Source organism: Azonexus fungiphilus (genome assembly GCF_003634965.1).
GTDB lineage: Bacteria > Pseudomonadota > Gammaproteobacteria > Burkholderiales > Rhodocyclaceae > Azonexus > Azonexus fungiphilus.
On record NZ_RBXP01000019.1, the window covers coordinates 187896 to 213163 of the forward strand.

The following is a 25268-nucleotide window of genomic DNA, read 5'->3' on the forward strand; positions in this document are numbered from 1 at the left end:
CTGCGATCAGGCCGCCTGCTTCTCGACGTGGGCCTGCTTCTCGTAAAGGAACTCGAGCACGGCAGCACGACAATCGATGTAGGCCGGATCGTGCGCCAGCACCAGGCGATCGCGCGGCCGCGGCAGCTTGACCTCGAGGATCTCGCCGATGGTCGCCGCCGGGCCGTTGGTCATCATCACGATGCGGTCGGAAAGCAGCACTGCCTCATCGACATCGTGCGTGACCATGACCACGGTCGCCTGCGTCTGCTCGCAGATCTTCATCAGTTCGTCCTGCAGTTTGGCCCGGGTCAGCGCATCGAGCGCGCCGAAGGGCTCGTCCATCAGCAGCACCTTGGGCTCCATCGACAGCGCCCGGGCGATGCCGACGCGCTGCTTCATGCCGCCCGAGATCTCGTGCGGGTACTTGTGCGCGGCGTGCGCCAGCCCGACCAGTTCGATCGCCGCCTGCGTCCGCGCCTTCAGCTTCGGCTTGCCTTCCTTCTGGCCGAAGACGCGCTCGACGGCGAGGTAGATGTTCTCGAAGCAGGTCAGCCAGGGCAGCAGGCTGTGGTTCTGGAAGACCACCGCGCGCTCCGGCCCGGGGCCGGCGATTTCGCGCCCGTCGCAGAGCAGGACGCCGGTGGTCGGCCGGGTCAGCCCGGCGATCAGGTTGAGCAGCGTCGACTTGCCGCAGCCGGAGTGGCCGATCAGCGCGACGAACTCGCCCTGCTTGAGGCTCAGGTCGATGTCGCGCAGGGCGACGAACTTGCCTTTCTTGGTGTCGAAGGTCTGGCCGACCTTCTCGATCTGCACGAATTTTTCCATGATGGGCTCCTCAGGCGGCTTCCTTGGTCAGTTTCTTGGCCAGCAGAATCAGCGCCTGTTCGAGAATCAGGCCGACGATGCCGATGATGAAGATGGCGATGATGATGTGCTCGACCTTCAGGTTGTTCCATTCGTCCCACACCCAGAAGCCGATGCCGACGCCGCCCGTGAGCATTTCCGCGGCGACGATGACCAGCCAGGCGGTGCCGATCGACAGGCGGATGCCGGTGAGCATGTAGGGCAGTACCGCCGGGAACAGGATTTTCGTGACGATCTTCCATTCCGACAGGTCGAGCACGCGGGCGACGTTGAGGTAGTCCTGCGGCACCCGCTGCACACCCTGGGCGGTGTTCATGATCATCGGCCAGATCGAGCAGATGAAGATCGTCCAGGTTGCCGCCGGGTCGGCCTTCTGGAACACGAGCAGGCCGATCGGCAGCCAGGCCAGCGGCGATACCGGGCGCAGCAGGCTGATCAGCGGATTGACCATGTTCGCCAGGAAGGCGAAGCGGCCGAGCATGAAGCCGAGCGGAATGCCGACCAGCGCCGCCAGGCCGAAACCGATGCCGACCCGCTGCAGCGAGGAAAGGACGTTCCAGCCGATGCCCTGGTCGTTCGGGCCGTTGTTGTAGAAAGGGTCGGCGAAGAGCACGGTGGCGGCGTCCCAGACCGCGACCGGCCCGGGAATGGCGCCGCCCTTGAGCGTCGCGACGTACCAGATGCCGACCAGCAGCAGCAGGCCGAGGACCGGCGGCAGCGCCCGGCGCAGGGCAGCCCCGAGGATTTCGGCGAAAGGCGTGCCGGCGCTGGCGACGGCGGGGGTTGCGGTTTTTTCCATCGTTGTATCCTTGGCCGGTGCCGCCGGCTGGGTAGTGTGTTCACGGTCGACCGGTGTTTTTCCGGAAAAATCGCCGTGCATCGTCAGGGTGGTGCTCATCTCGATCTCCTCGGGGAAGCTGCGGCCGCCGGTGCGGCCGCGGCAGTGATCAGACCTTGACCTTGAAACCGTCGGCGTACTTGGCCGGGTTGCTGCCGTCCCAGACGACGCCGTCGATCAGCTTCGACGAACGCAGCGGGCTCTTCGGCACGCTGACGCCCAGCTTTGCCGCCGCCTGCGCGTAAAGCTCGGTCTGGTTGATCTTCTTGGCAACGCCGAGGTAGTCCGGGTGATCCTTGAGCAGGCCCCAGCGCTTGTGCTGGGTGAGGAACCACATGCCGTCGGAGAGGTAGGGATAGTTCACCGCACCGTCGTTGAAGAACTTCATGTGGTTCGGGTCGTCCCAGGTCTTGCCCAGGCCGTTCTGGTAGCGGCCGAGGATGCGCTGGTTGATGGCATCGACGCTGGTATTGACGTAGGCCTTCTGGGCGATGACCTCGGCCATCTTCATCTTGTTGTTGATGCTGGCGTCGATCCAGCGGCTGGCCTCGAGTACCGCCATGATCACGGCGCGGCAGGTGTTCGGATTCTTCTGGACGAACTCGGCGGTGCAGCCGAGGATCTTTTCCGGATGATCCTTCCAGACATCCTGCGTGGTCGCGGCGGTGATGCCGATGCCGTCCATGATCGCGCGGTGGTTCCACGGCTCGCCGACGCAGAAGCCGTCCATGTTGCCGACGCGCATGTTGGCAACCATCTGCGGCGGCGGCACGACGATGGCCTTGACGTCCTTCATCGGATTGACGCCGCCGGAAGCCAGCCAGTAGTACAGCCACATCGCGTGGGTGCCGGTCGGGAAGGTCTGGGCGAAGGTGTATTCGCGCGGCTCCTTCTTCATCAGGCCGACCAGGCTGCCAATGTCGGTCGCCCCCTTGTCGGCCAGCGCCTTCGACAGCGTCAGGGCCTGGCCGTTGTGGTTCAGGGTCATCAGGTTGGCCATGTCCTTCTTCGGCCCGCCGATGCCCATGTGCACGCCGTAGATCAGGCCGTAGAGCACGTGCGCCATGTCCAGCTCGCCATTGACCAGCTTGTCGCGGACGCCGGCCCAGGAGGCTTCCTTGGTCGGGATGATCTTGATGCCGTACTTCTCGTCGAACTTGTTGACCGCGGCCATCACCACCGACGCGCAATCGGTCAGCGGAATGAAGCCGATGCGGACTTCCTTCTTTTCGGGGGCATCCGAGCCGGCAGCCCAGGCTGCGCTACGGACACCGGGGGGAACCATGGACATGAGTGACGCTCCCAGGGCGGCAGTGACGAAATCGCGACGCTTGGTCGAGACAGGAGAAGGTTCGAGGGCTGCGGCAGCCGGCTTTTTATCTTCCATTGCGGTGACTCCTGATGGCTAAAAATAAAAAAGGCGTCGCATCCTTGCCGCACGGGGCAGCGAGGATGGACGCCATTGTCCTGGAACCGGAACACCCGGTTCGTGCCCGGCCGCCTTTGACCGTGCGATGCCTTGCTTAACGCAACGGCCGTGCCAGCCCCCCGAATCTGACGGTCAACTCATTGAAAACACGGATTTTTACGACACCAAGCCCGAGCCCGGCCGGGGCCGGCGCGGCCGCAGGCGCACTGTTGCAGTGCAACAGAGGCGGCTTTCGCACAACTTGAGGGAGGATGGACGCCGGGCGTCCTAGAGCAGCACCCGGGCCATGTCGATGACGTCGCGGGCGACCTTGGCCATGCTCTGGCCGCGTTCCATCGCCAGCTTGCGCATCGCGTGGTAGGCCGCTTCCTCGTCGAGGTCGCGGGCCTTCATCAGGATGCCCTTGGCCTTGTCGACCAGCTTGCGGTCGGAGAGCTTGCGCGAAATCTCGTCGAGCTCGCGACGCATCGCCTGGGTGTCCTCGAAACGGACCCGGGCGACATCGACGATCGGCTTGATCCGCTTCGGATCGAGGCCATCGACGACATAGGCCGAGACGCCGGCGCGAACGGCGTCGCGGATCGCGTTCTGGCCGTCTTCCTGGGTGAAGATGACGACCGGCCGCGGCATGTCCTTGTGCACCACGGCGAGGTTCTCGAGCGTGTCGCGGCTGGGGCTCTCGGTATCGATCAGGATCACGTCGGGCTGCAGCTTCTCGACCTCGGCGGTGAGATTGGCCGAATCGGCCAGGATCGCCGCCACCTGGTAACCGGCGAGCGCCAGCCCGGAACAGATTTCACCTGCCCGGCTGCGGGATTCGTCGATGACCAGTACGCGTAACATGCCTGGATTCAAGCAAGCGCCGCGCCAGCTTTCGCCAGCGCCGCATCGGCCATCGCCTGGACGACGCTCTCGTCCTCGCCGATGGCGCGGTCGAGCAGAAATTCGACCTGCGGCCAGGCCGACCGCAACTTTTCCAGCATTTCCGGCACTTCCCGCTTCAGGTGGCCGCCCTGCGCGATGAACATCGGCAGGATGACGATGCGCCGGGCACCGGCGGCGATCGCCGCGCCGGCGCAAGCCTCGAGGTCGGGCGCCATGAACTCAAGGAAGGCGAGTTCGACGGCAGCGCCCGGGGCACGGGCACGGATCGCCGCCTGGACGCGGCGCATCGGGCTGGCCCATTCGGGGTCGCGGGCGCCGTGGGCGAAAAGGATGATGGTGGTGGTCATGGCTGGCACTCTAACGCAAAGGAAGGATGGCGGCTGTCCGCCGGAAGGCGTATTGACAGCGCCGCCGCCGATTGGTGCCGGCTTCAGCCGCGCAGCAGGAAAATGCCGAGGACGACGCCGGCGCCGGCGAGCAGCCCCGGGCGCAGCCGACCTTCGCCGAACCACAGGCTGCCGATCAGCACCGCGAAGACCACCGAACTCTCGCGCAGCGCCGCGACCATCGCCACCGGCGCCTGCGTCATCGCCCACAGGATGGTCGCGTAGGCGCTGGTCGAGCAGAGCGCGCCGGCGAGGCCGAGGCGCCAGTGCGTGCGGAAGTAGGCGCGCATCGCCGGGCCGCGCCGCCGGTACTGCCAGGCCAGGATGAGCAGCGGCTCGCAGACGAAGAGGCTGCAGGCGTAGGCCAGCGGATTGCCGGACAGCCGCGCGCCGATCCCGTCGACCACCGTATAGGCGGCGATCGCCAGGGCGTTGAGCAGGGCCGCCCGGCTGGCCGGATGGGCAAGCGCCCGCCCCGGCGTCAGCCCGCCGGCAAAGCCGATGCCGAGGACGCCGCCGCAGATCGCGGCAATGCCCAGCCAGCCCGCGGCGCCGAGCGTCTCGCCGAGCAGCGGCGCCGAGACCAGCGCCACCAGCAAGGGCGGCAGGCCGCGCATCAGGGTGTAGCTGACCGCCAGCTGGCCGCCGTCGTAGGCGCGCATCAGCCAGGCGATGTAGAGCGTGTGCAGCAGCGCCGAGGCGAGCACGTAAGGCCAGCTCGCCGCCGCCGGCAGGCCGAGGGCGAGCAGCGCGAAGATCGCCAGGGCGCCGCTGCAGGCGTGCAGCAGCAGGGTGTACAGGCCCTTGTCGCCGGCGCCGCGGATCAGCGCGTTCCAGCCGGCATGCAGCAGCGCCGCGGCCAGCACGGCGAGCGTGACGTTGACGGTCAACCCGCCGTCAAGCACGTTTTTCGTCCGCCACCGGCAGGCTGCCCAGCTCACCGTCGCGCAGCATGCGCTGGCGACCGCCGCGGGCGTGCGCATGCAGCGCCTCGGCGGCACCGGCAGCATCGCCGGCGGCGATGCGGTCGACGATCGCACTGTGCTCCTCGGCGAAATGCGGGATTGCCTGCGGCGCCAGCAGGTTGCGCCGGCGGAACAGCGCCAGCTGCTTGACCAGCCGGCGATAGACGTCGAGCAGGGCGGCATTGCCGGTCATCTCGACGATGCGGTCGTGGAAGGCGAGGTTGAGCGCGTGGAAGGCATCGACGTCGTTGACGCCGGCCGCCCGCTGCATGCCGGCGGCGAACTCGCGCAGCACGGCCAGTTGTTCGGGCGTCGCGCGCTCGGCGAGCAGGCGCCCGGCGGTGGCGTCGAGGCCGGCGCGCACCTCGTAGATGTCGGCGGCCTCGCTCAGCTCGATCTCGCGGACGAAGGCGCCGCGATTCTTCTCCTGACGGATCAGGCCGCTTTCCTCGAGGGTGCGGAAGGCTTCGCGCAGCGGCCCGCGCGAGACGCCGAGGCGTTCGGCCAGCGCCACTTCGTTGAGCTTGCTGCCGGGCGGCAATTCGCCGGCGAGGATCATCTTCTCCAGCGCCTCGCCGACCAGGCGGGTCAGGGAGGTGCGCTGAACCAGCGCGAGCACGCTGTCGACAGGAGTGGAGGCGGATTCGGACATGACCGTCGGGCGGGAATCGAAAGCGGCATTGTAAGTCATCGTTGCTTTGTAGATTGTCAACAATCTGCAATAAACCGTCACTAAGATGGAAGCCAGTCTAGTGCGCCGGGATGTCAGTTCGATGACAGCCCGGCATCCCGGAAACCCCGTCATCCCATCCCCCGGAGGAAATCCGCATGCAGCTCAAGCACCTCATCCGCCACTTCGCCGTCGCCGGCCTGGCGCTCGCCGCCATCGTCCCGGCGCACGCCGAGAAGACCGTCCTCAACGTGTACACGGCGCTGGAAACCGACCAGTTGAAGGCCTACCAGCAGGCCTTCAACAGCGCCCATCCGGATATCGAGATCAAGTGGACGCGCGACTCGACCGGCATCATCACCGCCAAGCTGCTGGCCGAGAAGGCGAAGCCGGTGGCCGACGTGATCATGGGCGTCGCCGCTTCCAGCATGGTCGTCTTCGACCGCGAGAAGATGCTGCAGCCCTACGCCCCGGCCAACCTGAAGGCGCTCAACCCGCGCTTCCGCTCGGCCGGCGCAACGCCGACCTGGGTCGGCATGGACGTCTGGGGCGCGGCGATCTGCTACAACGTCGCCGAGATGCAGAAGCAGGGCCTGCCCCGCATCGAAAGCTGGAAGGACCTGCTCAAGCCGGAGTTCAAGGGCAAGATCGTCATGCCCAACCCGAACTCCTCGGGCACCGGCTTCCTCGACGTCACCGCCTGGCTGCAGATGTTCGGCGAGAAAGGCGGCTGGGACTACATGGACAAGCTGCACGAGAACATCGCCGTGTATACCCATTCCGGTTCCAAGCCCTGCGTGATGGCTGGCGCCGGCGAGTTCCCGGTCGGCATCGCCTTCGAATACCGGGCCAACGTGGTGCGCAGCAAGGGTGCGCCGATCGACATCATCTTCCCCAAGGAAGGCCTCGGCTGGGACATGGAAGCGATCGCCATCGTCAATGGCACGGCCAAGCTGGAGGCGGCGAAGAAGCTGGCCGACTGGGCGACCACCCGCGAAGCCAACGAGTTGTACGCGAAGAACTTCGCCGTCGTCGCCATGCCCGGCATCGCCACCCGCCTGAAGTACGTGCCCAACGACTACGAGCAGCGCCTGGTCAAGAACGACTTCGCCTGGATGGGCAAGAACCGCGACGCCATCCTGGCCGAGTGGCAGAAGCGCTACGCGACCAAGTCCGAACCGAAGAAGTAATTCCCGCCCCCGCCGCCCGCCATCTGGCGGGCGCTTCCACCGTTGACCGCGAGGCGCCCATGGCCCACCTGGAAATCACCCAACTGAGCAAGCGCTACGGCGCCTTCGTCGCCCTCGACGGCATCGAACTGGCCGTCGAACGCGGCGAGTTCCTCGTCCTCCTCGGCCCCTCCGGCTGCGGCAAGACCACGCTGCTGCGGGCGATCGCCGGCCTCGAACGGCAGGACGCCGGGCGCATCGTGCACGCCGGCCGCGACATCTCGCAACTGTCGCCGGCGCTGCGTGACTACGGCATCGTCTTCCAGTCCTACGCGCTGTTTCCCAATCTCAGCGTCGCCGACAACGTCGCCTATGGCCTGAACAGCCGCCGCGCCGACCGCCGGCTGATCCATCACCGGGTCGAGGAAATGCTCGAACTGGTCGGCCTGCCCGGCAGCCAGCAGAAATACCCTGCCCAGCTTTCCGGCGGCCAGCAGCAGCGCGTCGCGCTGGCCCGCGCGCTGGCCACCTCGCCCGACCTGCTGCTGCTCGACGAACCGCTGTCGGCGCTCGACGCCATCGAGCGCGTCCGCCTGCGTTCGGAAATCCGCAGCCTGCAGAACCGGCTCGGCGTGACGACGATCATGGTCACCCACGACCAGGAAGAAGCACTGGCCATGGCCGACCGCATCGTCGTCATGCGCGGCGGCCGCATCCAGCAGATTGGCGGGCCGCAGGAAATCTACCGGGCGCCGGGCAACGACTTCGTCGCCGACTTCATCGGCCGCGGCAACCTGCTCGACGCCACTGGCGCCGGCCCGCAGCACGTCCGCATCGGCGACCTGCTGCTGCGCTGCGCCGGCCCCGCCGGCGAAGGCCATCGTCAGCGCTTCTACGTCCGGCCCGAGGACATCCGCCTGCACGACACGCTCGACCAGGGCGAGAACAGCTTCTACGCCCATGTCGTCAAATGCGAGTTCCTCGGCGCCTATTCGCTGGTCACGCTGCAGGCGCCGACCGGCGATGCGCGCCCGCTGGTCGCCCAGTTTTCCGCCAATTACCTGGGCGGCCGCGAAATCCGCCCGGGGGCGACGCTGCGCGTCGGCATCCCGGCCGAACACCTGCGTCCGCTGCCGGAGGCGGCATGAAGGTCGCCGGCCTGAGCACCCTGCCGCCGGGTCGCCGCGCCACCGTCAGCGAGCGCCTGGGCGGGCCGCTGCTGCTGCTCGCCGCCGTGGCGCTGACGATCTTCCTGTTGCTGCCGCTGGGCGCCCTGCTCCTCGGCGCCGTGCGCGACGACGCCGGCGCCTTCAGCCTCGCCCGCTTCGCCGAGTTCGCGGCAACGCCGGGGATGGCGACAGCGGTGTGGAACACGCTGTGGGTCGCCGTCGTGGTGACGGCGATCACCGTGCCGCTGGCCTTCGTCTATGCCTACGCGATCGAGCGCGCCTGCCTGCCGCTGCGCGGGCTGTGGCGGATCATCGGGCTGTCGGCACTGCTCGGCCCGTCGCTGGTCGGTGCGATCGCCTTCATCCAGTGGTTCGGCACCCAGGGCGTGCTCAAGGCCTGGCTCGGCGAGACTTCAGTTTACGGTCCGGTGGGCATCGTCATGGCCACCGTCTATGCCAGCTTCCCGCACGCCCTGATGATCCTCGTCGTCGCCCTGGCCACCGCCGACGGCCGACTCTACGAAGCGGCCGATGCACTGTCGGCGTCGCGCTGGCGCAAGTTCGTCACGGTGACGCTGCCCGGCGCCCGCTACGGGCTGATCAGCGCGGCGCTCGTCGTCTTCGCCTATTCGGTCAGCGAGTTCGGCATTCCCAAGGTGATCGGCGGCAACTTCCCGGTGCTCGCCGTCGAGATCTACGTCCAGGTCGTCGGCCAGCACAATTTCGGGCGCGGCGCCGTCGTCGCCTTGCTTCTGCTGCTGCCGGTGCTGCTCGCCTTCGCCATCGACTGGTGGGTGCAGCGCCGCCAGCAGGCCGGGCTGAGCGCCCGCGCCGTGCCCTACCGGCCACGCCCCGACTGGCGGCGCGACCTGCCGCTGCTCTTCTACTGCCTGCTGCTGGCAACGGCGATGCTCGGCATCCTGGGCATGGCCGCCTACACCTCGCTGGTCCGCTTCTGGCCGTACAACCTCGAACTCAGCCTCGACCACTACATCTACGGCCTGGCCGAGGCCGGCGTCCTCGACGCCTGGCTGAACAGCCTGCGCATCGCCGGGCTGACCGCCTTGTTCGGCACGCCCTCCGTCTTCTTCACCGCCTGGCTGCTGGAAAAATGCCAGGGCGGGCCGACCGGGCTGCGGCCGCTGGTCCGCGCGCTGGCCGCGCTGCCGATGGGCGTGCCCGGCCTGGTGCTCGGCATCGGCTACATCCTCTTCTTCAATGCCCCGGACAACCCGTTAAACGGGCTGTACCAGACGCTGGCGATCATGGTCGTCGCCAACATCGTGCATTACTACACCGCCTGCCACCTGACCGCGCTGACCGCGCTCAAGGGCATCGACCGCGAGTTCGAGGCAGTTTCGGCTTCGCTCAAGGTCTCGCCCTTCGTCACCCTGTGGCGGGTGACGCTGCCGGTCTGCCTGCCGGCGGTGCTGGAAATCGCCCGCTACCTGTTCATCAACGCGATGACCACGGTGTCGGCGCTGGTCTTCCTCTATTCGCCGGCGACGCTGCCGGCCTCGGTCGCCATCCTCAACCTCGACGAGGCCGGCGAACTCGGGCCGGCGGCTGCGATGGCGACGCTGATCGTGCTCACCTCGGCGGCGATCAGCCTGCTCTATTCGCTCGTCACCCACCTGCTCTTCCGCCGCCACCAGGCCTGGCGCCAGGGCCAACGCTGATTTACCGGAGAAAACCCGCCATGTACGCCGTCGACCGCGACCCGCTGCTGCTCACCCCCGGCCCCCTGACCACCTCGCTGCGCACCAAGCAGGCGATGCTGCACGACTGGGGTTCCTGGGACGCCGCCTTCAACCGCATCACCGCCGACGTCTGCCGGCAGCTGGTCGCCATCGCCCATGGCGAGGACAGCCACGTCTGCGTGCCGCTGCAGGGTTCCGGCACCTTCTCGGTGGAGGCCGCGCTGGGTACCCTGGTGCCGCGCCAGGGCAAGGTGCTGGTGCCGAACAACGGCGCCTACTGCGCGCGCATCCTGAAGATTCTCGGCTATCTCGGGCGCGAGGCCGTCGAACTGCGCTTCGCCGAAGACCGGCCGGCCGACCCGGCGGCGATCGAAGCGGCGCTCGCCGCCGACCCGGCGATCACCCACGTCGCCCAGGTCCATTGCGAGACCGGCACCGGCATCCTCAACCCACTCGCCGAGATCGCCGCCGCCGTCGCCCGTCAGGGGCGCGAACTGATCGTCGACGCGATGAGCTCCTTCGCCGCCCTCGACATCAACCTGCGCACGACGCCGATCACGGCGCTGGTCGCCGCTTCCGGCAAATGCCTGGAAGGCGTGCCCGGCATGGGCTTCGTCATCGTCCGCCGCAGCGCGCTGGAAGCCGCCGCCGGCAACTGCCATTCGCTGGCGATGGACCTGCACGACCAGTGGATCTACATGCAGAAGACGACGCAATGGCGGTTCACGCCGCCGACCCACGTCGTCGTCGCGCTGCACGAAGCGCTTGCACAGTACGCCGAGGAAGGCGGACTGGCTGCCCGCCAGGCCCGCTACGCCGCCAACTGCGCGGCGCTGGTCGACGGCATGGCTGGCCTCGGCCTCAAGCCCTTCCTGGCGCCCGAGCAGCAGGCGCCGATCATCGTCACCTTCCACGCGCCGGCCAGCCCGAACTACGACTTCAAGGCCTTTTACGCGGCGGTGCGCGACAGGGGTTTCATCCTCTACCCGGGCAAGCTGACCGAAGTTGAAACCTTCCGCGTCGGCTGCATCGGCGCGCTGACGACGCAGGACATGGCCAAGGTGGTCGATGCCGTCGGCGCCACGCTGCGCGCGATGAATGTCACGGTCGACGGCTGAAAACATGGCAAATCCATCGGTCGACCGTGACATCCTGATCATCGGCGGCGGCATCTTCGGCGCCGCCGTCGCCTACGAACTCGCCCGCCACGGCCTGGGCAATCGCATCCTCGTCCTCGAACGCCTGCAGCCGGCGGCCGGCGCAACCAGCCGGGCGGCGGCGCTGGTGACCATGGTGCGCGACGACCCCGGCCAGATCGCGCTGGCCCGTCAGACCTTCCGCACGATGACCGAACTCGAGCACGAATTCGGCGAGGACATCGGCCGGCGCACGGTCGGCGCGCTGCACGTCGCCCCGGCCAGCCATCTGGCAACGCTGCAGGCGCGGGCCGCCGGCGCCGCCGCGCACGGCATCGCCAGCAGCTGGCTGGACAAAGCCGAGGCGCTCGCGCGCGCCCCCTGGCTGGCGCCGGAATCCTTCGAGCACGCGGTCTTCTTTCCCGACGAGTGCTACGTCGAACCCTACCTGTTCGCCACCGCCCTGCTGCGCGCCGCCACTGCACGCGGCGTGCGCTGCAGCAGCGGCGAGGTGACGCGCATCATCGCCGACGCCGGCACGGTACGCGGGGTCGAACTGGCCGACGGCAGCACGCTGGCCGCCAGCCTTGTCGTCAATGCCGCCGGCGCCTGGGCCAACCGGCTCAGCGTCGATCTCGGCCTGCCGCTGCCGATGGCGCCGGTGCGCAGCCAGTACTGGATCAGCGAGCCGGCGCCGATCTTTCCGCGCGACGGCGCCATCGTCCTGCTGCCGGCGATCCGCGCCTACGCCCGGCCCGAGGTCGGGGCACTGCTCTTCGGCATCCGCGAGCGCCAGCCGGCGGTCGCCGACGCGCGCTCGCTGCCGGCCGACCTCGCCGGTTTCGTCTTCGACCCCGACGACGCCGACGGCTGGGCCAACCTGGCCGAAGGCGCCGACGAACTGGCGCCCTGCTTCCCGGCGCTGGAGACGCTGGGCATCGCCCATTACCTGACCGGGCCGAGCAACTACACGCCCGACCGGCAGCTGGTGGTCGGCGCCGCGCCGAGGATCGCCGGGCTGTTCGTCGCCAGCGGCTGCAATGGCTCGGGGATCAGCTTTGCCGGCGGCGTCGGCCGCCTGATCGGCGAACTGATCCGCGGCGCCGCGCCCTTCGTCGATCCGCAGCCCAGCGCCCCGGGCCGGCACGGCGCTTTCGACCCCTACGCCCCCGACTTCCTCGCCGCCTGCGCCGCCGCGCGGGCCGGAAAAACTTCCGGCTGAACCGCCGCCACCTTACGGAGACACTCCATGCAACAGCAACTTGAAGCGGTCATTTTCGACTGGGCCGGGACCACGGTCGATTTCGGCTCCTTCGCGCCGACCCAGATTTTCGTCGACGCCTTCCGCGCCGCCTACGACTTCGACCTGAGCCTGGCCGAAGCGCGTGGCCCGATGGGCCTGGGCAAGTGGCAGCACATCGAGGCGCTCGGCCGCGATCCGGCGGTCGACGCCCGCTGGCGGGCAAAATTCGGGCGGCCGATGAACAACGACGACATCGACCACCTCTACCGCACCTTCCTGCCGCTGCAGGTCGAACGCGTCGGCGCACACGCGGCGCTGATTCCCGGGACGCTGGAGACGGTCGCCGCCTTGCGCGAGCGCGGCCTGAAGATCGGTTCGACCACCGGCTACCCGCGCCCGGTCATGGAAAAACTGATGCTCGCCGCTGCCGCCAACGGCTACACGCCGGACTGCACGGTCTGTGCCGACGACCTTGCCGCCGGCGCCCGCCCCGGCCCGTGGATGGCGCTGCAGTGCGTGCTCGACCTGAAGATCGGCAAGGTCGCCCACTGCGTCAAGGTCGACGACACCCTGCCCGGGATCGCCGAAGGCTGCAACGCCGGCATGTGGACCGTCGGCCTGATGCTCTCGGGCAGCCCGGCCGGGCTTACAGCAGCCGAATTCGCGGCGGCAACGGCGGCCGAGCTGGCCGCCCTGCGTGCCCGCATCGCGCCGGAATTCACCGCCGCCGGCGCGCATTACGTGATCGACACGATCGCCGACCTGCCGCCGGTGCTCGACGACATCGAACGCCGCCTGGCGCAGGGGGAACGCCCCTGACCCTCAGCCGCCGGCGAAGGCCTGGCCGAAGATCAGACGGTCGCGGATGGCGCCGATGTCGCGCCCTTCCCTGAGCAGCTGGAAATACCACGGACCGTCGGTGGTGTCGCCGTAGATGACGCCACCGACCAGCTTGTCGGCACGGATCACCAGTTTCTTGTAAACGCCGGCCGGCCGGTCGTCGAGAACGATTTCCTCGCTCTCGTCACCGCCCATGAAATCGCCGGCCGAGAACAGGTCGATGCCGGTGACCTTGAGCTTGGCCGAGGTCACCGAGCCGGCGTAACGGCCGATGCCGTACCCGGCGAGATGGTTGGCGGCGACCTTGGCCTGCTCGAACAGCGGCGCCACCAGGCCGTAGGCGATGCCGCGGTGGCTGACGCACTCGCCGACGGCGTAGATGCGCGGATCGAAGGTCTGCATAGTGTCATTGACGACGATGCCGCGCTGACAATGAATGCCGGCGTTTTCGGCGAGCCCGGTGTTGGGGCGGATACCGGCGGCCATCACGACGAGGTCGGCCGGCACCTCCGCGCCATCGCCGAAGCGGACCGCGCCAACGCGCCCGCCGGCGCCCGGCAGCAGCGCCGCGGTCTGCCTGCCCAGCAGGAAGTTCAGGCCGCGGGCTTCGAGCGCGCGCTGCAGCATGCGCCCGGCGGTCTCGTCGAGCTGGCGGTCGAGCAGCCAGCGGCCCAGATGCACGACGCTCACCGTCATCCCGCGCTGGGCCAGGCCGTTGGCCGCCTCGAGCCCGAGCAGGCCGCCGCCGATGACGACCGCGTGACGATGCTCGCGGGCAGCGGCGATCATCTCGTCGGTATCCTTGATGTCGCGATAGCCGATCACACCGGGCAGGTCGTTGCCGGGCACCGGCAAGCGGAAGGGCGTAGAACCGGTGGCGATGAGCAGGCGGTCGTAGGGCGCCTCGCTGCCGTCGTCGGCAATCACCCGGCGCCGGCCGCGGTCGATCGCGACGACCTGGCGGCCGGTGTGCAGCGTGATGCCGTGGGCGGCATACCATTCGCGATCGTTGAGGACGATCTCCGGCAGCGTCATCTCGCCGGCCAGCACCGGCGAGAGCAGGATGCGGTTGTAGTTGGGATGCGGCTCGGCCCCGAAGACGGTGATCCGGTAATGATCCGGGGCGATCTTCAGCAGCTCTTCGAGGGTGCGGACACCGGCCATGCCGTTGCCGATCAGTACCAGGCGGGGTTTGCTCACGATGACAGGCTCCAACGTTGCGCGCACCTTGCGGTGCAAAGCGTTTCCAGCGCATGACGTCGTTGCCATCGGACCGCCCCCGTTGGCGGTCGATTCGCTGCTTTCGGAGAACTCAGTGCAAAGCGCGTGCCAAGTGGCCGGACGGCTGATTTTTCGTTGTTTTCCGCGGTCGACCGTCAGATTGCCGCACCAATTGCGTGCCGTTGCGGCCAGCCCGGTGCATGCCGCGACGCGCTCAGTTGCCGCCCATCAGCAGGCCGGTCGCCTCGACGGCGACGATCGCCTTGGCCTGGTTGAGGTCATCGACGTAGCCGCTGGCGAAGAGCAGGCAGGCGAGCTGGTTGGCGACCGGCTTGGGCAGCGGCACCTGCTTTTCCAGCACCCGCCGCGTCCACCGCGCGGTGCTCGCGGCATCGCAGGCCTCGGGCAGGTTGGGCAGGCCGCGCAGGCTGTCGTGCTCGGCCTCGAACAGCACTTCGACGGCGCCGTTGCGGACGTGCTCGAGCCGCGGCCGTCGCTTCGCGTTGGCCACCGGTTCGCCCTCGGTGCCACGCAGCAGCAGGCCGCGTTGACCGCGTTCGACGAGGATGTCGCGCATCAGCGTGATGAAGTCGGGATGGGTCGCCGGCGCCACCAGCACCGCTTCGCCGCGGAAGGGGTTGAGCAGCTTGACCAGGCTGTGGGCGCTGTTGCGCACGCCCATCCGGGCACGCAACGAGAGCAGGTTGTGCAGCCCCGGGCAGAGCGCGGTCAGCGGCAGGAAGGCGACGCCCTTTTCCTCCAGCACCTGCTGCGCCTGCTGCGCCGACGTCACCGGCAGGTGGCCGAGCTCGCGCAGGATCTGGGCGCTGGTCACCCGGCCGTAGCCTTCGAGCAGCCCATGCACCAGCACCGGCACGCCGAAACGTTGCAGCAGAAGCGCCAGCAGCGGCGTCAGGTTGGCCTCCTTGCGCGCGCCGTTGTAGCTCGGCAGCACCACCGGGCGGACCCGGCCATGCGGCATGTCGAGGCGGTTGAGGCGCTCGTCGGTGGCGGCGAGGAAGCCGAGCATCTCGTCGCTCGCTTCACCCTTGACCCGCAGCGCAATCAGGATGGCGCCGAGTTCGAGGTCGGGAACGCCGCCATCGAGCATCGCCGCGTAGAGCTGGCGCGCCTCCTCGGGCGAGAGGTCGCGCGAGCCCTGGGCACCGCGGCCGATTTCCTTGATGTAGTTCGCGTAACTCACGGTCTCCTCCGTTCGCGCCTCAGGCTGCCTCGGGATGTTGTTGTACCTGCTCGGACAGCAGGCGCTTGATGTCGGGCATGCAGCCGCCGCAGAAGGTGCCGCATTTCAGGCTTTCCTGCAAGCCGGCCAGGTCGGCGCCGGCGGCCGTGGCGGCGAGAATCTGGTCGTCGCTGACGTCGGCGCACTTGCAGACGATGCGCCGCGGCGGCGCACTGACCGGCGGCGTCGCCAACGGCGCCAGGGCGAAGCGCAGCAGCGCGGCGTCGAGTTCGCCTTCGGCCAGCGCCTGGCGCAGCCAGGCCAGCGCCGCGGTTTCGCCGGCCAGGCGGACGCCGCGCAGACGGCCGTCGTCGACCACGGCCTTCTTGTCGATGCCGCGCCGGGCGTCGCGGTAGGTGATTGCACCGCTGTCGCCAGCCAGGCCCAAGCAGTCGTCGATGCGCGCCAGCAGGTCGGCGCCGACCGGCGCCGCGGCAGCCGCGCGCCAGACCACCAGCGGGCTGGCCCGGCCGTAGAGACCGGCGCTGGCGTAGGCAAACCCGGGCAGCAGCGTGCGCGCCGCGTCGAGCAGGCGCAGGGCTTCGCCAACGTCGGCACAACGGCGGATGGCTGCCAGCGGATAGGTCAGCCCGGCGGCCGCGACCTCGACCGCGACATGCTTGAGCTCGGGCTGCTGCGAATGGGGATCGACGGCGTCGCCGACCAGCGCGTTGACCCCGGCGCTGTTCATGAAGCGGCTGCCCCAGTGCATCGGCAGCCAGCAGCGGCCGGCAGCCAGGCCGGCATCGGCGACGACGCGGACGACAATGTCGCCGCGGGCGCCGCTGACCCGGACCAGGTCACCGTCGGCCAGCTGGCGCTGGCGCATGTCGTCGCCGTTCATCGCCAGGCACGGCTCGTCGTCGAGGTTGAACAGGCGCGGCACCAGCCCGGTCCGGCTCATCCCGTGCCACTGGTCGCGCAGGCGGCCGGAAAGCAGGCTGAGCGGGCGGGCGGCGTCGGGTTGTTCGACGGTGGCCTGGTGCCGCACCGCGACGAAACGGGCGCGACCGTCGGCGGTCGGGAAACGGCCATTGGCGTACAAGCGCTGCCGACCGCTGGTCGCTCCTTCCGGGAACGGCCACTGCTGCGGCCCGCGCTGCTCGAGCAGCGCGTAGGACAGGCCGCCGATGTCGAGATCGCGACCGCGCGTGGTGGCGACGTGCTCGGTGAAGATCGCCTCGGCGGTTTTGTAGGGAAACAGGCGGTCGACCGTCGGATTGCCCAGTTTCTGCCCCAACCGGCGCCCGAAGTCGACGACGATCTGCCAGTCGTGGCGTGCCTCGCCGGGGGCCGGGACGGCGCTGCGCAGGCGCGTGATGCGGCGTTCGGAATTGGTCACCGTGCCCTCCTTCTCGCCCCAGCCGGTGGCCGGCAGCAGCAGATCGGCGTAGGCCGCGGTGTCGGTGTCGGCGAAGGTTTCCTGGAGCACGACGAATTCGGCACGCGCCAGCCCGGCGCGCACCGCGGCCTGGTTGGGCAGCGATTGCGCCGGGTTGGTGCAGGCGATCCAGACCGCCTTGATCTCGCCGCTGGCCAGCGCCTTGAACAGGTCCACCGCGGCCTTGCCGGGCCTTGCCGGCACGCTCGGGATTCCCCACAGCGCGGCGACTTCGGCGCGATGCGCGGGGTTGGCCAGGTCGCGATGCGCCGACAGCAGGTTGGCCAGCCCGCCGACCTCGCGGCCGCCCATCGCGTTCGGCTGGCCGGTCAGCGAGAAAGGGCCGGCGCCGGGCTTGCCGATCTGGCCGGTCGCCAGGTGCAGGTGGATGATCGCGGCGTTGTTGTGGGTCCCGTGCGCCGACTGGTTGAGCCCCTGGCAGTAGAGCGACAGCGCCGGCCCCGAGCCGGCGAACCAGCGCGCCGCACGGACGATGTCTTCGGCGGCGACACCACAGATCGCGGCGGCCCACTGCGGCGTGCATTCGCCGACCAGTTCGGCCAGCGGCGCGAAGCCGTCGGTGTGGGCGGCGATGTAGTCGCGGTCGATGCGGTCTTCGGCGATCAATACGTGCAGCATCGCGTTGAACAGCGCGATGTCGGTGCCCGGGCGGATCGCCAGGTGCAGGTCGGCAATCGCCGCCGTCTCGCTGCGCCGCGGATCGACGACGATGATGCGCATGGCCGGATTGGCGGCGCGCGCGTCCTCGATCTGGCGGAAGACGATCGGATGCGCCAGCGCCGGGTTGGCCCCGGCGATCAGCAGCGTGCCGGCGGCGGCGATGTCCTCGTAGCAGCACGGCGGCGCATCGGCGCCGAGCGTCTGCTTGTAGCCGGCGACGGCCGAGGACATGCAGAGGCGGGAATTGGTATCGACGTTGTTGGTGCCGATCAGGCCCTTGGCCAGTTTGTTGAAGACGTAGTAGTCCTCGGTCAGCAACTGGCCGGAAATGTAGAAGGCGACCGCATCCGGTCCGTGCTCGCGGATGATCGCGGCGAAGCGCTCGGCTGCCAGGTCAAGCGCCGTCGCCCAGTCGCTGCGCTGCACCGGCTGCTCGCGGGTCGGTCGCCAGGCCGGATGCAGGAGGCGGCCGTGCCCCTGCGCCGTCAGATGCAGCGAAGCACCCTTGGTACACAACCGGCCGCGATTGGCCGGGTGGTCGGGATCGCCGCGGACGCCGATGATGACGCCGCCCTCGCTGCGGATCAGCACACCGCAGCCGACGCCGCAGTAACAACAGGTGGATTTGACTTCCTGGCTCATGATTTTCCTTCCGTGCCCCTGTTGAGCAACAGGTATGCCACCAATGGAAAATCAAGGAGTTGGCAGTAAAAAAGGGAAATTCCCGGATGGAATTTCCCTTTTTTGGTGCGTCGACCGTCAGCGATGTCCCTATTTGACGCGCTGCAGTGTCGGGCGCCCTGTCGTTGGGCGCGGCGGCTCGTCGTCGGGCTCATCGACCGCCGCAGCCGGCGCGTCCTGGCCGTCGCCGGCGTTCGCCTCGAGCACGTCGAAGGCCATCCCGGCGCCGTTTTCACGGGCATAGATGGCCGCCACCTGCTCGACCGGGACCGACAGCTCGCGGGCGACCCCGCCGAAGCGGGCCTGGAACTCGATCAGCTCGTTGCCCATCTGCAGCTTGTTGGTCGCCGACGAGCCGAGGTTGAGGACGATCTGGCCGTCGCGGACGAACTCGCGCGGGACCAGCGTGCGGCCATCGACCTGGACTGCGATGTAGGGCGTATAGCCGTTATCGCAGCACCATTCCCAGATGGCGCGCAGCAGGTAGGGCTTGGTGGACGGCAGTTCCATGCCTTACTTGCGCATCGCCTTTTCCGACGGCGTCAGCGCGTCGATGAAGCCCTGGCGGCTGAAGATGCGCTCGGCGTACTTCATCAGCGGCGCCGCCGCCTTGCCGAGGTCGATGCCGTAGTGGTCGAGACGCCACAGCAACGGCGCGATGGCCACGTCGAGCATGGAAAACTCGTCGCCCAGCATGAACTTCTGCTTGTTGAAGATCGGCACGATCTCGGTCAGGCGCGCCTTGATTTCCTGGCGGGCCTTGTCGGCGGTCTTGCCGTTCTTCTCGATGACTTCCATGTGCGAGAAGATTTCCCGCTCCATGCCGACAAGCAGCTGGCGCGCGCGCGCCCGCATGATCGGATCGGCCGGCATCAGCTGCGGATGCGGGAAGCGCTCATCGATATATTCATTGATGATGTTCGGTTCGAACAGCACCAGGTCGCGTTCGGCCAGCACCGGCACGCGGCCGTGCGGATTGATCGCGGCCATTTCGTCGGCCTTCGAGAACAGGTCGACGTCGATCACCTGGAAGTCCATGCCCTTCTCGAACAGGACGATGCGGCAACGGTGACTGAAAGGGCAGGTCGTGCCCGAGTAGAGGTTCATCATGTTTAGCAACCCTCAAAATGAGATTCGGCACCGGGGCCAGACCGGAGTCTGACCCACGATGCCGTCAGCCGATCCGGGACGGATCAGTGAATGTCTTTCCAGTATTCCTTCTTCAACGCGTAGGCGACCACGAACAGCAGCGCCAGGAAGGCCAGCACGAAGATGCCGAGCGTCCGGCGGAACTCCTGTTGCGGCTCGCCCATCCAGACCATGAAGCCGACCAGGTCGGAAACCGCCTTGTCGTATTCGGCCGGGCTCAGCTTGCCGGGAACGGCCAGCTCGAGCTTGTGCGTCTCGTGGTTCAGCACCTGGGTACCCTGCAGTTCCCACAGCACGTGCGGCATGCCGACGGCCTCGAAGGCGACGTTGTTCCAGCCGGTCGGCCGCTTGTCGTCCTTGTAGAAAGTACGCAGGTAGGTGTAGAGCCAGTCGGCGCCGGCACCGGCATTGCCGGCTTCGCCGCGGGCGCGGGCGATGATGGTCAGGTCCGGCGGCGTCGCACCGAACCACTTCTTCTGCTCGTCGGAACGCGCGGCAACCATCATCAGGTCACCGATCTTGTCGCCGGCAAGCATCAGGTTCTCCTTGACCTGCGCTTCGGTCAGGCCAAGATCCATCAGGTTCTTGTAGCGCATGTAGGAGGCGCCGTGGCAGTTCTGGCAGTAATTGACGAACAGCTTGGCACCATTCTGCAGCGCGGCCTTGTCGCTGACCGAACCCGGCCACTTGTCGAGGTGCACGTTGCCGCCGGCGGCGAACGCGAGAACCGGCGCGAAGAGCAATGCAATCAGAAACTTTTTCATTTTAAGCATCCTCTCACTTCATCGTGACGCGTTCGGGAACCGGCTTGAACTTGTCCATCCGGGACCACCACGGCATGCCGAGGAAGAAGGCGAAATAGAACACCGTGCACACCTGCGAGATCAGCTCGCCCATCGGCGACGGCGACAGCGTGCCGAGGTAGCCGAGGATGAAGAAGCAGATCACGAACAGGGTGATCATCACCTTGGTGATCGGGCCGCGATAGCGGATCGAACGCACCGGGCTGCGATCCAGCCACGGCAGGAAGGCGAAGATGACGACCGAGGCACCCATGGCGACGACGCCCCAGAACTTGGCATCGAGACCGAAGAAGTTCCAGACCATGGCGCGCAGGATCGAGTAGTAAGGCGTGAAGTACCAGACCGGCGCGATGTGCGGCGGCGTCTTCAGCGGATCAGCCGGGTAGAAGTTCGGCGTTTCCAGGAAATAACCGGCGCCTTCCGGAGCGAAGAACATCACCGCCGAGAAGACCATCAGGAAAACCACCACGCCGACGATGTCCTTGACCGTGTAATACGGATGGAACGGAATGCCGTCGAGCGGAATGCCCTTCTCGTCCTTCTTTTCCTTGATGTCGATACCGTCCGGGTTGTTCGAGCCGGTTTCGTGCAGCGCCAGGATGTGCGCGGCGACCAGGCCGATCAGCACGAGCGGGAAGGCGATCACGTGGAAGGAGAAGAAACGGTTGAGGGTCGCATCACCGACGACGAAGTCGCCGCGAATGACGATCGACAGGTCGTTACCGATCACCGGGATGGCACCGAACAGGTTCACGATGACCTGAGCGCCCCAGTACGACATCTGGCCCCAAGGCAGCAGGTAGCCGAAGAAGGCCTCGCCCATCAGCACCAGGAAGATACCGACACCGAACAGCCAGGTCAGCTCGCGCGGCTTGCGGTAGGAACCGTAGATCAGGCCACGGAACATGTGCAGGTACACGACGATGAAGAAGGCCGAGGCGCCGGTCGAGTGCATGTAGCGGATGATCCAGCCACCGGGCACGTCGCGCATGATGTACTCGACCGAGGCGAACGCAACCGGAACACCGGCAGCGTTCAGGGCTGCATCAGGCTTGTAGTGCATGACCAGGAAGATGCCGGTAACGATCTGGATGACCAGGACCAGCAGCGCCAGCGAGCCGAAGAAATACCAGAAGTTGAAGTTCTTCGGTGCGTAATACTCGGACAGGTGGCCCTTCCACATCGAGGTCGCCGGGAAGCGGGCATCGACCCACTCCAGCACGTTGCCTGCGAGCGAACCGTCCGACTTGTACTTTTCGTAATTTCCACCAGCCATGGTCATGCCCCCTTCTTGTCTTCGCCGATCAGGATACGGGTATCAGCCAGATACACGTGCGGCGGCACTTCGAGATTGGTCGGCGCAGGCTTGGCCTTGAACACGCGACCAGCGAAGTCGAACGTCGAACCGTGGCAGGGGCAGAGGAAGCCGCCGAGCCAGTCGGCGCCCATGCCTTCTTCGGCACCGGCCTTGAACTTGGAAGACGGCGAGCAACCGAGGTGGGTACAGATGCCGACGACAACCAGAAGTTCCGGCTTGACCGAGCGCGTTTCATTCTGCGCGTAGGCCGGTTGCTGATTCTTCTCGGACTTCGGATCGGCGACCTGGTCGGCCAGCTTGGGCAGCGTATCGAGCATTTCCTTGGTCCGGTTGATGATCCAGACGGGCTTGCCGCGCCACTCGACGGTCATCATCTGACCGGATTCCAGCTTGCTGATATCGACTTCGACCGGCGCCCCTGCTGCCTTGGCGCGTTCGGACGGAAGCAGGCTGGACACGAACGGCACGAGCGCTGCAACTGCGCCCGCTCCGCCCACGGCCGCGGTCGCGACGACTAGACGCCGCCGACCGCAGTCCACCTTCCCTTGATTGCTCATAACGCTGACCCCTAAAGGAATTGAATGGGTTTAAAAACAAACGCTAAATTATACGCCAACGGAACCCTTGATAAAAGCCGCTGTCGCGGCTCAAGAGCTTTCCAGGTTGCGGCGTTCACGCAGCGCCTGCGCCAGGGTGCCGCTATCAACGAACTCAAGTTCGCCGCCCACCGGCACACCGCGGGCGATTCTCGTCACGCCGACGCCGCGCGCCTTGAGCATGGCGGTGATGTAATGCGCGGTCGCCTCACCTTCGTTGGTGAAGTTGGTAGCCAGGATGACTTCACGAACAACGCCGTCAGTCGCCCGGGCCAGCAGGCGGTCAAGCGCAAGTTGCCGCGCCCCGACACCGTCCAGCGGCGAAATCTTGCCCATCAGGACGTAATACAAGCCCTGGTATGCAAGCGTCTGCTCCATCATGTTCATATCGACCGGTGTTTCGACGACACAAAGCAGGCTTGCATCACGCCTGGGCGAAGCGCAGCGCTCGCAGATTTCGAGCTCGGTGAAGGTATTGCAGCGCTGACAATGGCGGATCGCCTGCAGGGCGTGGCCGATTGCCTCGCCAAGGCGGGCGGCCCCCGGACGATCATGCTGCATCAGGTGATAGGCCAGACGCTGAGCCGATTTCGGCCCGATCCCCGGAAGGCAGCGCAAGGCCTCGATCAGCCGCTCAAGGCCGCTCGGATTCACCTCAGAACGGCAGCTTGAAGCCAGGCGGCAGATTCAGACCGGAAGTAAAGCCGGCCATCTTCTCCTGGCTCAGGGCCTCGCCACGCCGCACGGCATCGTTGATCGCGGCGGCCACCAGGTCTTCAAGCATTTCGCGGTCATCCATCACCGACGGATCGATCGCAACACGTCGAACTTCATGCGCACAGGTCATCAGGATCTTGACCATGCCGGCCCCGGACTGCCCTTCGACCTCGGTCTGGGCCAACTGCTCCTGGGCCTTCTTCATGTTTTCCTGCATCATCTGGGCCTGTTTCATCAGGCCACCCAAACCACCCTTCATCATTGCAGCACTCCGTCAATCAATTGGTTTAATCGAAGATTCGACAATACTCGCACCCAGAGTATCGATTGCCTCGCGGACAAACAGATCGGATTCAATGGCATCGACCGCTAGCGACTGGCGCTCCTGCCGCTGGCGCCCCGCCGCTGCGGCAGGCGTCTCGGTCGACGGATCGCCGACCTCAATTTTCAGGACAAGTTGGCGCCGGAAATGCTCGGACAAGGCTTGCTGCAGTTTTTCCGGAGACGGCTTCATCTGCAGGTGCCCAACCCGGGTTGGCAAGCGCAGCAGGCAATGACCTTCGCCGAGATCGCGCAATTCGCAGTTGATTGCCAGTTCCCGAGCCAGACCGCTCAAGGGTAACGCGGCGACGATCTGGTGCCAGTCACTGAGCGTTGCATCCAGCGCCGGCCGCTCGACAGGGGCCGCAACAGTTGGCGGAGGAATGACCGCAGAGGGCACGGGAGCAAGCGCAGCAGGTGCGCGCACAGCGACTGGCGCAGCGGGACGAGACAACGGCCTGGCCGACTCGAGCACATCACCGACCGTCCGCGGCCGAAAGGCGTGCAGACGCATCAGGGTCATCAGGAATCCCGCATGTTCGTCCGGCGCCAATGCCAGTTCGGCGCGCCCAAGGTTGACTATCTGATAGGCCAACTGGACGAATTCCGGCGAAAAGGCTGCAGCCAAGGAAAGCAGGCGCTCGCGCTCGGGATCTTCATCGTCAACCGCATTCGGCACACACTGGGCTACCTGGATACGTGTCAGCAGTCCAGCCAGTTCCTGCAAGGCAACCGAAAACGAGAGGCTGCGCACGGCCAGCGTTGTTGCGACATGGAGCAAGGCCGGGGCATCGGCATCGCGCAGGGCCTCGAGGATCGAGAAAAGATGATCCTGATCGACGTTGCCCAGCATGGCTCGGACCTGCGTTTCGTCTACCTTGCCGGCTCCATGGGCAATCGCCTGATCGAGCAGCGACAGCGAGTCACGCATGCTGCCCCCTGCCGAGCGGGCGATCAATGCCAGAGCGGCCGCTTCGAAGGGAATCCCCTCGGCCTGCAGGATATGCGCCAGATGGCCCGAAATCGAGACGGGCGGCATCTGTTTGAGATTGAACTGCAGGCAACGCGACAATACCGTCACCGGAATTTTTTGCGGATCGGTTGTCGCCAGGATGAACTTGACATGCTCGGGAGGCTCCTCGAGCGTCTTGAGCATGGCATTGAAGGCCGAAGTCGACAGCATGTGGACTTCGTCGATCACATATACCTTGAAACGCCCTCGCGTCGGTGCGTAGACGGCGTTCTCGAGCAATTGCCGCATTTCGTCAACGCGCGTATTGGTTGCGGCATCGACTTCGAGAAGATCGACAAACCTGCCGGCATCAATCTCCTGGCAAGCGGAGCAGTTACCGCACGGCGTCGCAGTTATCCCGGTTTCGCAATTGAGCGACTTGGCAAGGATGCGAGCGATTGTCGTCTTGCCGACGCCACGGGTTCCGGTGAACAGATAGGCATGGTGCAGGCGCTGCTCGGAAAGCGCATGAGTCAACGCACGAACAACGTGTTCCTGGCCGACTAATGTCGAGAAATTGCGCGGTCGCCACTTGCGCGCGAGAACCTGATAACTCATGCGCCCCACACCAATGCAAAAATGAAAGTGGCGAGCCTAACCCCCGGCACTTGCAGTAAATGGCTGTGGCTGCTTCCTTCCGGACCTGACCAGGTTCACCATCCTGCAATGCGGGGAGACCCGCCGGGACGGATTCTAACACAGGCCAAGCCCCTGGGGCCGTGCAAAGACGCCAGATTTCTCCTGCGGTGTATGTGCTTGCCTGAGTTGGTTTTAGTAAACGGCCAAACCCCCTGGCACTGGGTGCGAGGGGGTTTGAGAAATGGGAGCCTGGCGGTGACCTACTTTCGCGAGCGAGGTGCTCACTATCA

23 protein-coding genes, 1 other RNA gene and 1 pseudogene are annotated in these 25268 nt (G+C 66.7%); 6 read left to right on the top strand and 19 right to left on the bottom strand.

What is annotated here, in order from left to right; all coding sequences use genetic code 11:
• Window positions 1–6 precede the first annotated feature (6 nt).
• The 7 genes from DFR40_RS15795 to DFR40_RS15825 form a co-directional block, all read right to left on the bottom strand.
• Window positions 7–807, bottom strand: a complete 801-nt coding sequence (locus DFR40_RS15795) for an ABC transporter ATP-binding protein (RefSeq protein ID WP_211329819.1) — start codon at window positions 805–807, stop codon at window positions 7–9.
• Window positions 808–817: 10 nt separating this feature from the next.
• Window positions 818–1744 (bottom strand): nitrate ABC transporter permease, encoded by a 927-nt coding sequence (ntrB, locus tag DFR40_RS15800; protein ID WP_245985707.1) that lies wholly within the window; start codon window positions 1742–1744, stop codon window positions 818–820.
• 49 nt (window positions 1745–1793) lie between these two features.
• Window positions 1794–2975 carry a CmpA/NrtA family ABC transporter substrate-binding protein gene (locus DFR40_RS15805; RefSeq protein WP_245985708.1) on the bottom strand — a complete coding sequence of 394 codons (1182 nt, stop codon included), beginning with the start codon at window positions 2973–2975 and terminating at the stop codon, window positions 1794–1796.
• Window positions 2976–3380: 405 nt separating this feature from the next.
• The gene (locus DFR40_RS15810; RefSeq protein ID WP_121459462.1) at window positions 3381–3956 is read right to left on the bottom strand and encodes an ANTAR domain-containing response regulator; all 576 of its coding nucleotides are present in this window, start codon (window positions 3954–3956) and stop codon (window positions 3381–3383) included.
• Window positions 3957–3964: 8 nt separating this feature from the next.
• The gene (locus tag DFR40_RS15815; protein ID WP_121459463.1) at window positions 3965–4345 is read right to left on the bottom strand and encodes a sirohydrochlorin chelatase; all 381 of its coding nucleotides are present in this window, start codon (window positions 4343–4345) and stop codon (window positions 3965–3967) included.
• An 83-nt stretch (window positions 4346–4428) separates the two neighbouring features.
• The gene (locus tag DFR40_RS15820; RefSeq protein ID WP_121459464.1) at window positions 4429–5367 is read right to left on the bottom strand and encodes an EamA family transporter; all 939 of its coding nucleotides are present in this window, start codon (window positions 5365–5367) and stop codon (window positions 4429–4431) included.
• The gene (locus DFR40_RS15825) at window positions 5282–6001 is read right to left on the bottom strand and encodes a phosphonate utilization associated transcriptional regulator (protein WP_170160248.1); all 720 of its coding nucleotides are present in this window, start codon (window positions 5999–6001) and stop codon (window positions 5282–5284) included. The genes DFR40_RS15820 and DFR40_RS15825 overlap by 86 nt, the downstream gene beginning before the upstream one ends.
• Before the next feature lie 176 nt (window positions 6002–6177).
• On the opposite strand from DFR40_RS15825, the gene DFR40_RS15830 reads away from it, so the two are divergent.
• The 6 genes from DFR40_RS15830 to phnX are packed head-to-tail and all read left to right on the top strand — an operon-like array spanning window position 6178 to window position 13255.
• Complete coding sequence (locus DFR40_RS15830) at window positions 6178–7209, top strand: putative 2-aminoethylphosphonate ABC transporter substrate-binding protein (RefSeq protein WP_121459466.1); 1032 nt, start codon at window positions 6178–6180, stop codon at window positions 7207–7209.
• 59 nt (window positions 7210–7268) lie between these two features.
• On the top strand, window positions 7269–8336 hold the full coding sequence (locus DFR40_RS15835) for a putative 2-aminoethylphosphonate ABC transporter ATP-binding protein (protein WP_121459467.1): 1068 nt from the start codon (window positions 7269–7271) through the stop codon (window positions 8334–8336).
• Entirely contained in the window at window positions 8333–10036 is a 1704-nt protein-coding gene (locus DFR40_RS15840; protein WP_121459468.1) for a putative 2-aminoethylphosphonate ABC transporter permease subunit, read from the top strand. The genes DFR40_RS15835 and DFR40_RS15840 overlap by 4 nt, the downstream gene beginning before the upstream one ends.
• Window positions 10037–10056: 20 nt before the next feature.
• Window positions 10057–11175, top strand: coding sequence for a 2-aminoethylphosphonate--pyruvate transaminase (locus DFR40_RS15845; RefSeq protein WP_121459469.1), 1119 nt, complete (start codon window positions 10057–10059; stop codon window positions 11173–11175).
• A 4-nt stretch (window positions 11176–11179) separates the two neighbouring features.
• Window positions 11180–12415, top strand: a complete 1236-nt coding sequence (locus DFR40_RS15850; protein ID WP_170160249.1) for an NAD(P)/FAD-dependent oxidoreductase — start codon at window positions 11180–11182, stop codon at window positions 12413–12415.
• A 27-nt stretch (window positions 12416–12442) separates the two neighbouring features.
• Window positions 12443–13255, top strand: a complete 813-nt coding sequence (gene phnX, locus DFR40_RS15855; RefSeq protein WP_121459471.1) for a phosphonoacetaldehyde hydrolase — start codon at window positions 12443–12445, stop codon at window positions 13253–13255.
• Window positions 13256–13276: 21 nt separating this feature from the next.
• Here phnX and DFR40_RS15860 read toward each other — a convergent pair.
• The 12 genes and pseudogenes from DFR40_RS15860 to ffs form a co-directional block, all read right to left on the bottom strand.
• Window positions 13277–14476: pseudogene (locus DFR40_RS15860) on the bottom strand (NAD(P)/FAD-dependent oxidoreductase); the annotation flags it as partial.
• Between the two features lie 235 nt (window positions 14477–14711).
• A complete protein-coding gene (gene ybiB / locus DFR40_RS15865; protein WP_121459472.1) occupies window positions 14712–15701 on the bottom strand; it encodes a DNA-binding protein YbiB in 990 nt (329 codons plus the stop codon).
• Window positions 15702–15720: 19 nt separating this feature from the next.
• Window positions 15721–18444, bottom strand: coding sequence for a nitrate reductase (locus DFR40_RS15870; protein ID WP_121459473.1), 2724 nt, complete (start codon window positions 18442–18444; stop codon window positions 15721–15723).
• A gap of 129 nt (window positions 18445–18573) precedes the next feature.
• The gene (locus DFR40_RS15875) at window positions 18574–18993 is read right to left on the bottom strand and encodes a ClpXP protease specificity-enhancing factor (RefSeq protein ID WP_121459474.1); all 420 of its coding nucleotides are present in this window, start codon (window positions 18991–18993) and stop codon (window positions 18574–18576) included.
• 3 nt (window positions 18994–18996) lie between these two features.
• Window positions 18997–19593, bottom strand: a complete 597-nt coding sequence (locus DFR40_RS15880) for a glutathione S-transferase N-terminal domain-containing protein (RefSeq protein ID WP_121459475.1) — start codon at window positions 19591–19593, stop codon at window positions 18997–18999.
• A gap of 83 nt (window positions 19594–19676) precedes the next feature.
• Entirely contained in the window at window positions 19677–20396 is a 720-nt protein-coding gene (locus DFR40_RS15885) for a cytochrome c1 (protein ID WP_121459476.1), read from the bottom strand.
• Between the two features lie 13 nt (window positions 20397–20409).
• A complete protein-coding gene (locus DFR40_RS15890; RefSeq protein WP_425453964.1) occupies window positions 20410–21717 on the bottom strand; it encodes a cytochrome b in 1308 nt (435 codons plus the stop codon).
• Window positions 21714–22310 carry a ubiquinol-cytochrome c reductase iron-sulfur subunit gene (gene petA / locus DFR40_RS15895; protein ID WP_121459478.1) on the bottom strand — a complete coding sequence of 199 codons (597 nt, stop codon included), beginning with the start codon at window positions 22308–22310 and terminating at the stop codon, window positions 21714–21716. The genes DFR40_RS15890 and petA overlap by 4 nt, the downstream gene beginning before the upstream one ends.
• Window positions 22311–22400: 90 nt before the next feature.
• Window positions 22401–23003, bottom strand: a complete 603-nt coding sequence (gene recR, locus DFR40_RS15900; protein ID WP_121459479.1) for a recombination mediator RecR — start codon at window positions 23001–23003, stop codon at window positions 22401–22403.
• Between the two features lies 1 nt (window position 23004).
• Window positions 23005–23328: a YbaB/EbfC family nucleoid-associated protein gene (locus tag DFR40_RS15905; protein ID WP_121459480.1), complete on the bottom strand. Its 324-nt coding sequence runs from the start codon at window positions 23326–23328 to the stop codon at window positions 23005–23007.
• A gap of 12 nt (window positions 23329–23340) precedes the next feature.
• Window positions 23341–24957: a DNA polymerase III subunit gamma/tau gene (dnaX, locus tag DFR40_RS15910; RefSeq protein ID WP_121459481.1), complete on the bottom strand. Its 1617-nt coding sequence runs from the start codon at window positions 24955–24957 to the stop codon at window positions 23341–23343.
• Between the two features lie 26 nt (window positions 24958–24983).
• Window positions 24984–25082, bottom strand: an RNA gene (gene ffs, locus DFR40_RS15915) — signal recognition particle sRNA small type.
• Window positions 25083–25268 lie beyond the last annotated feature (186 nt).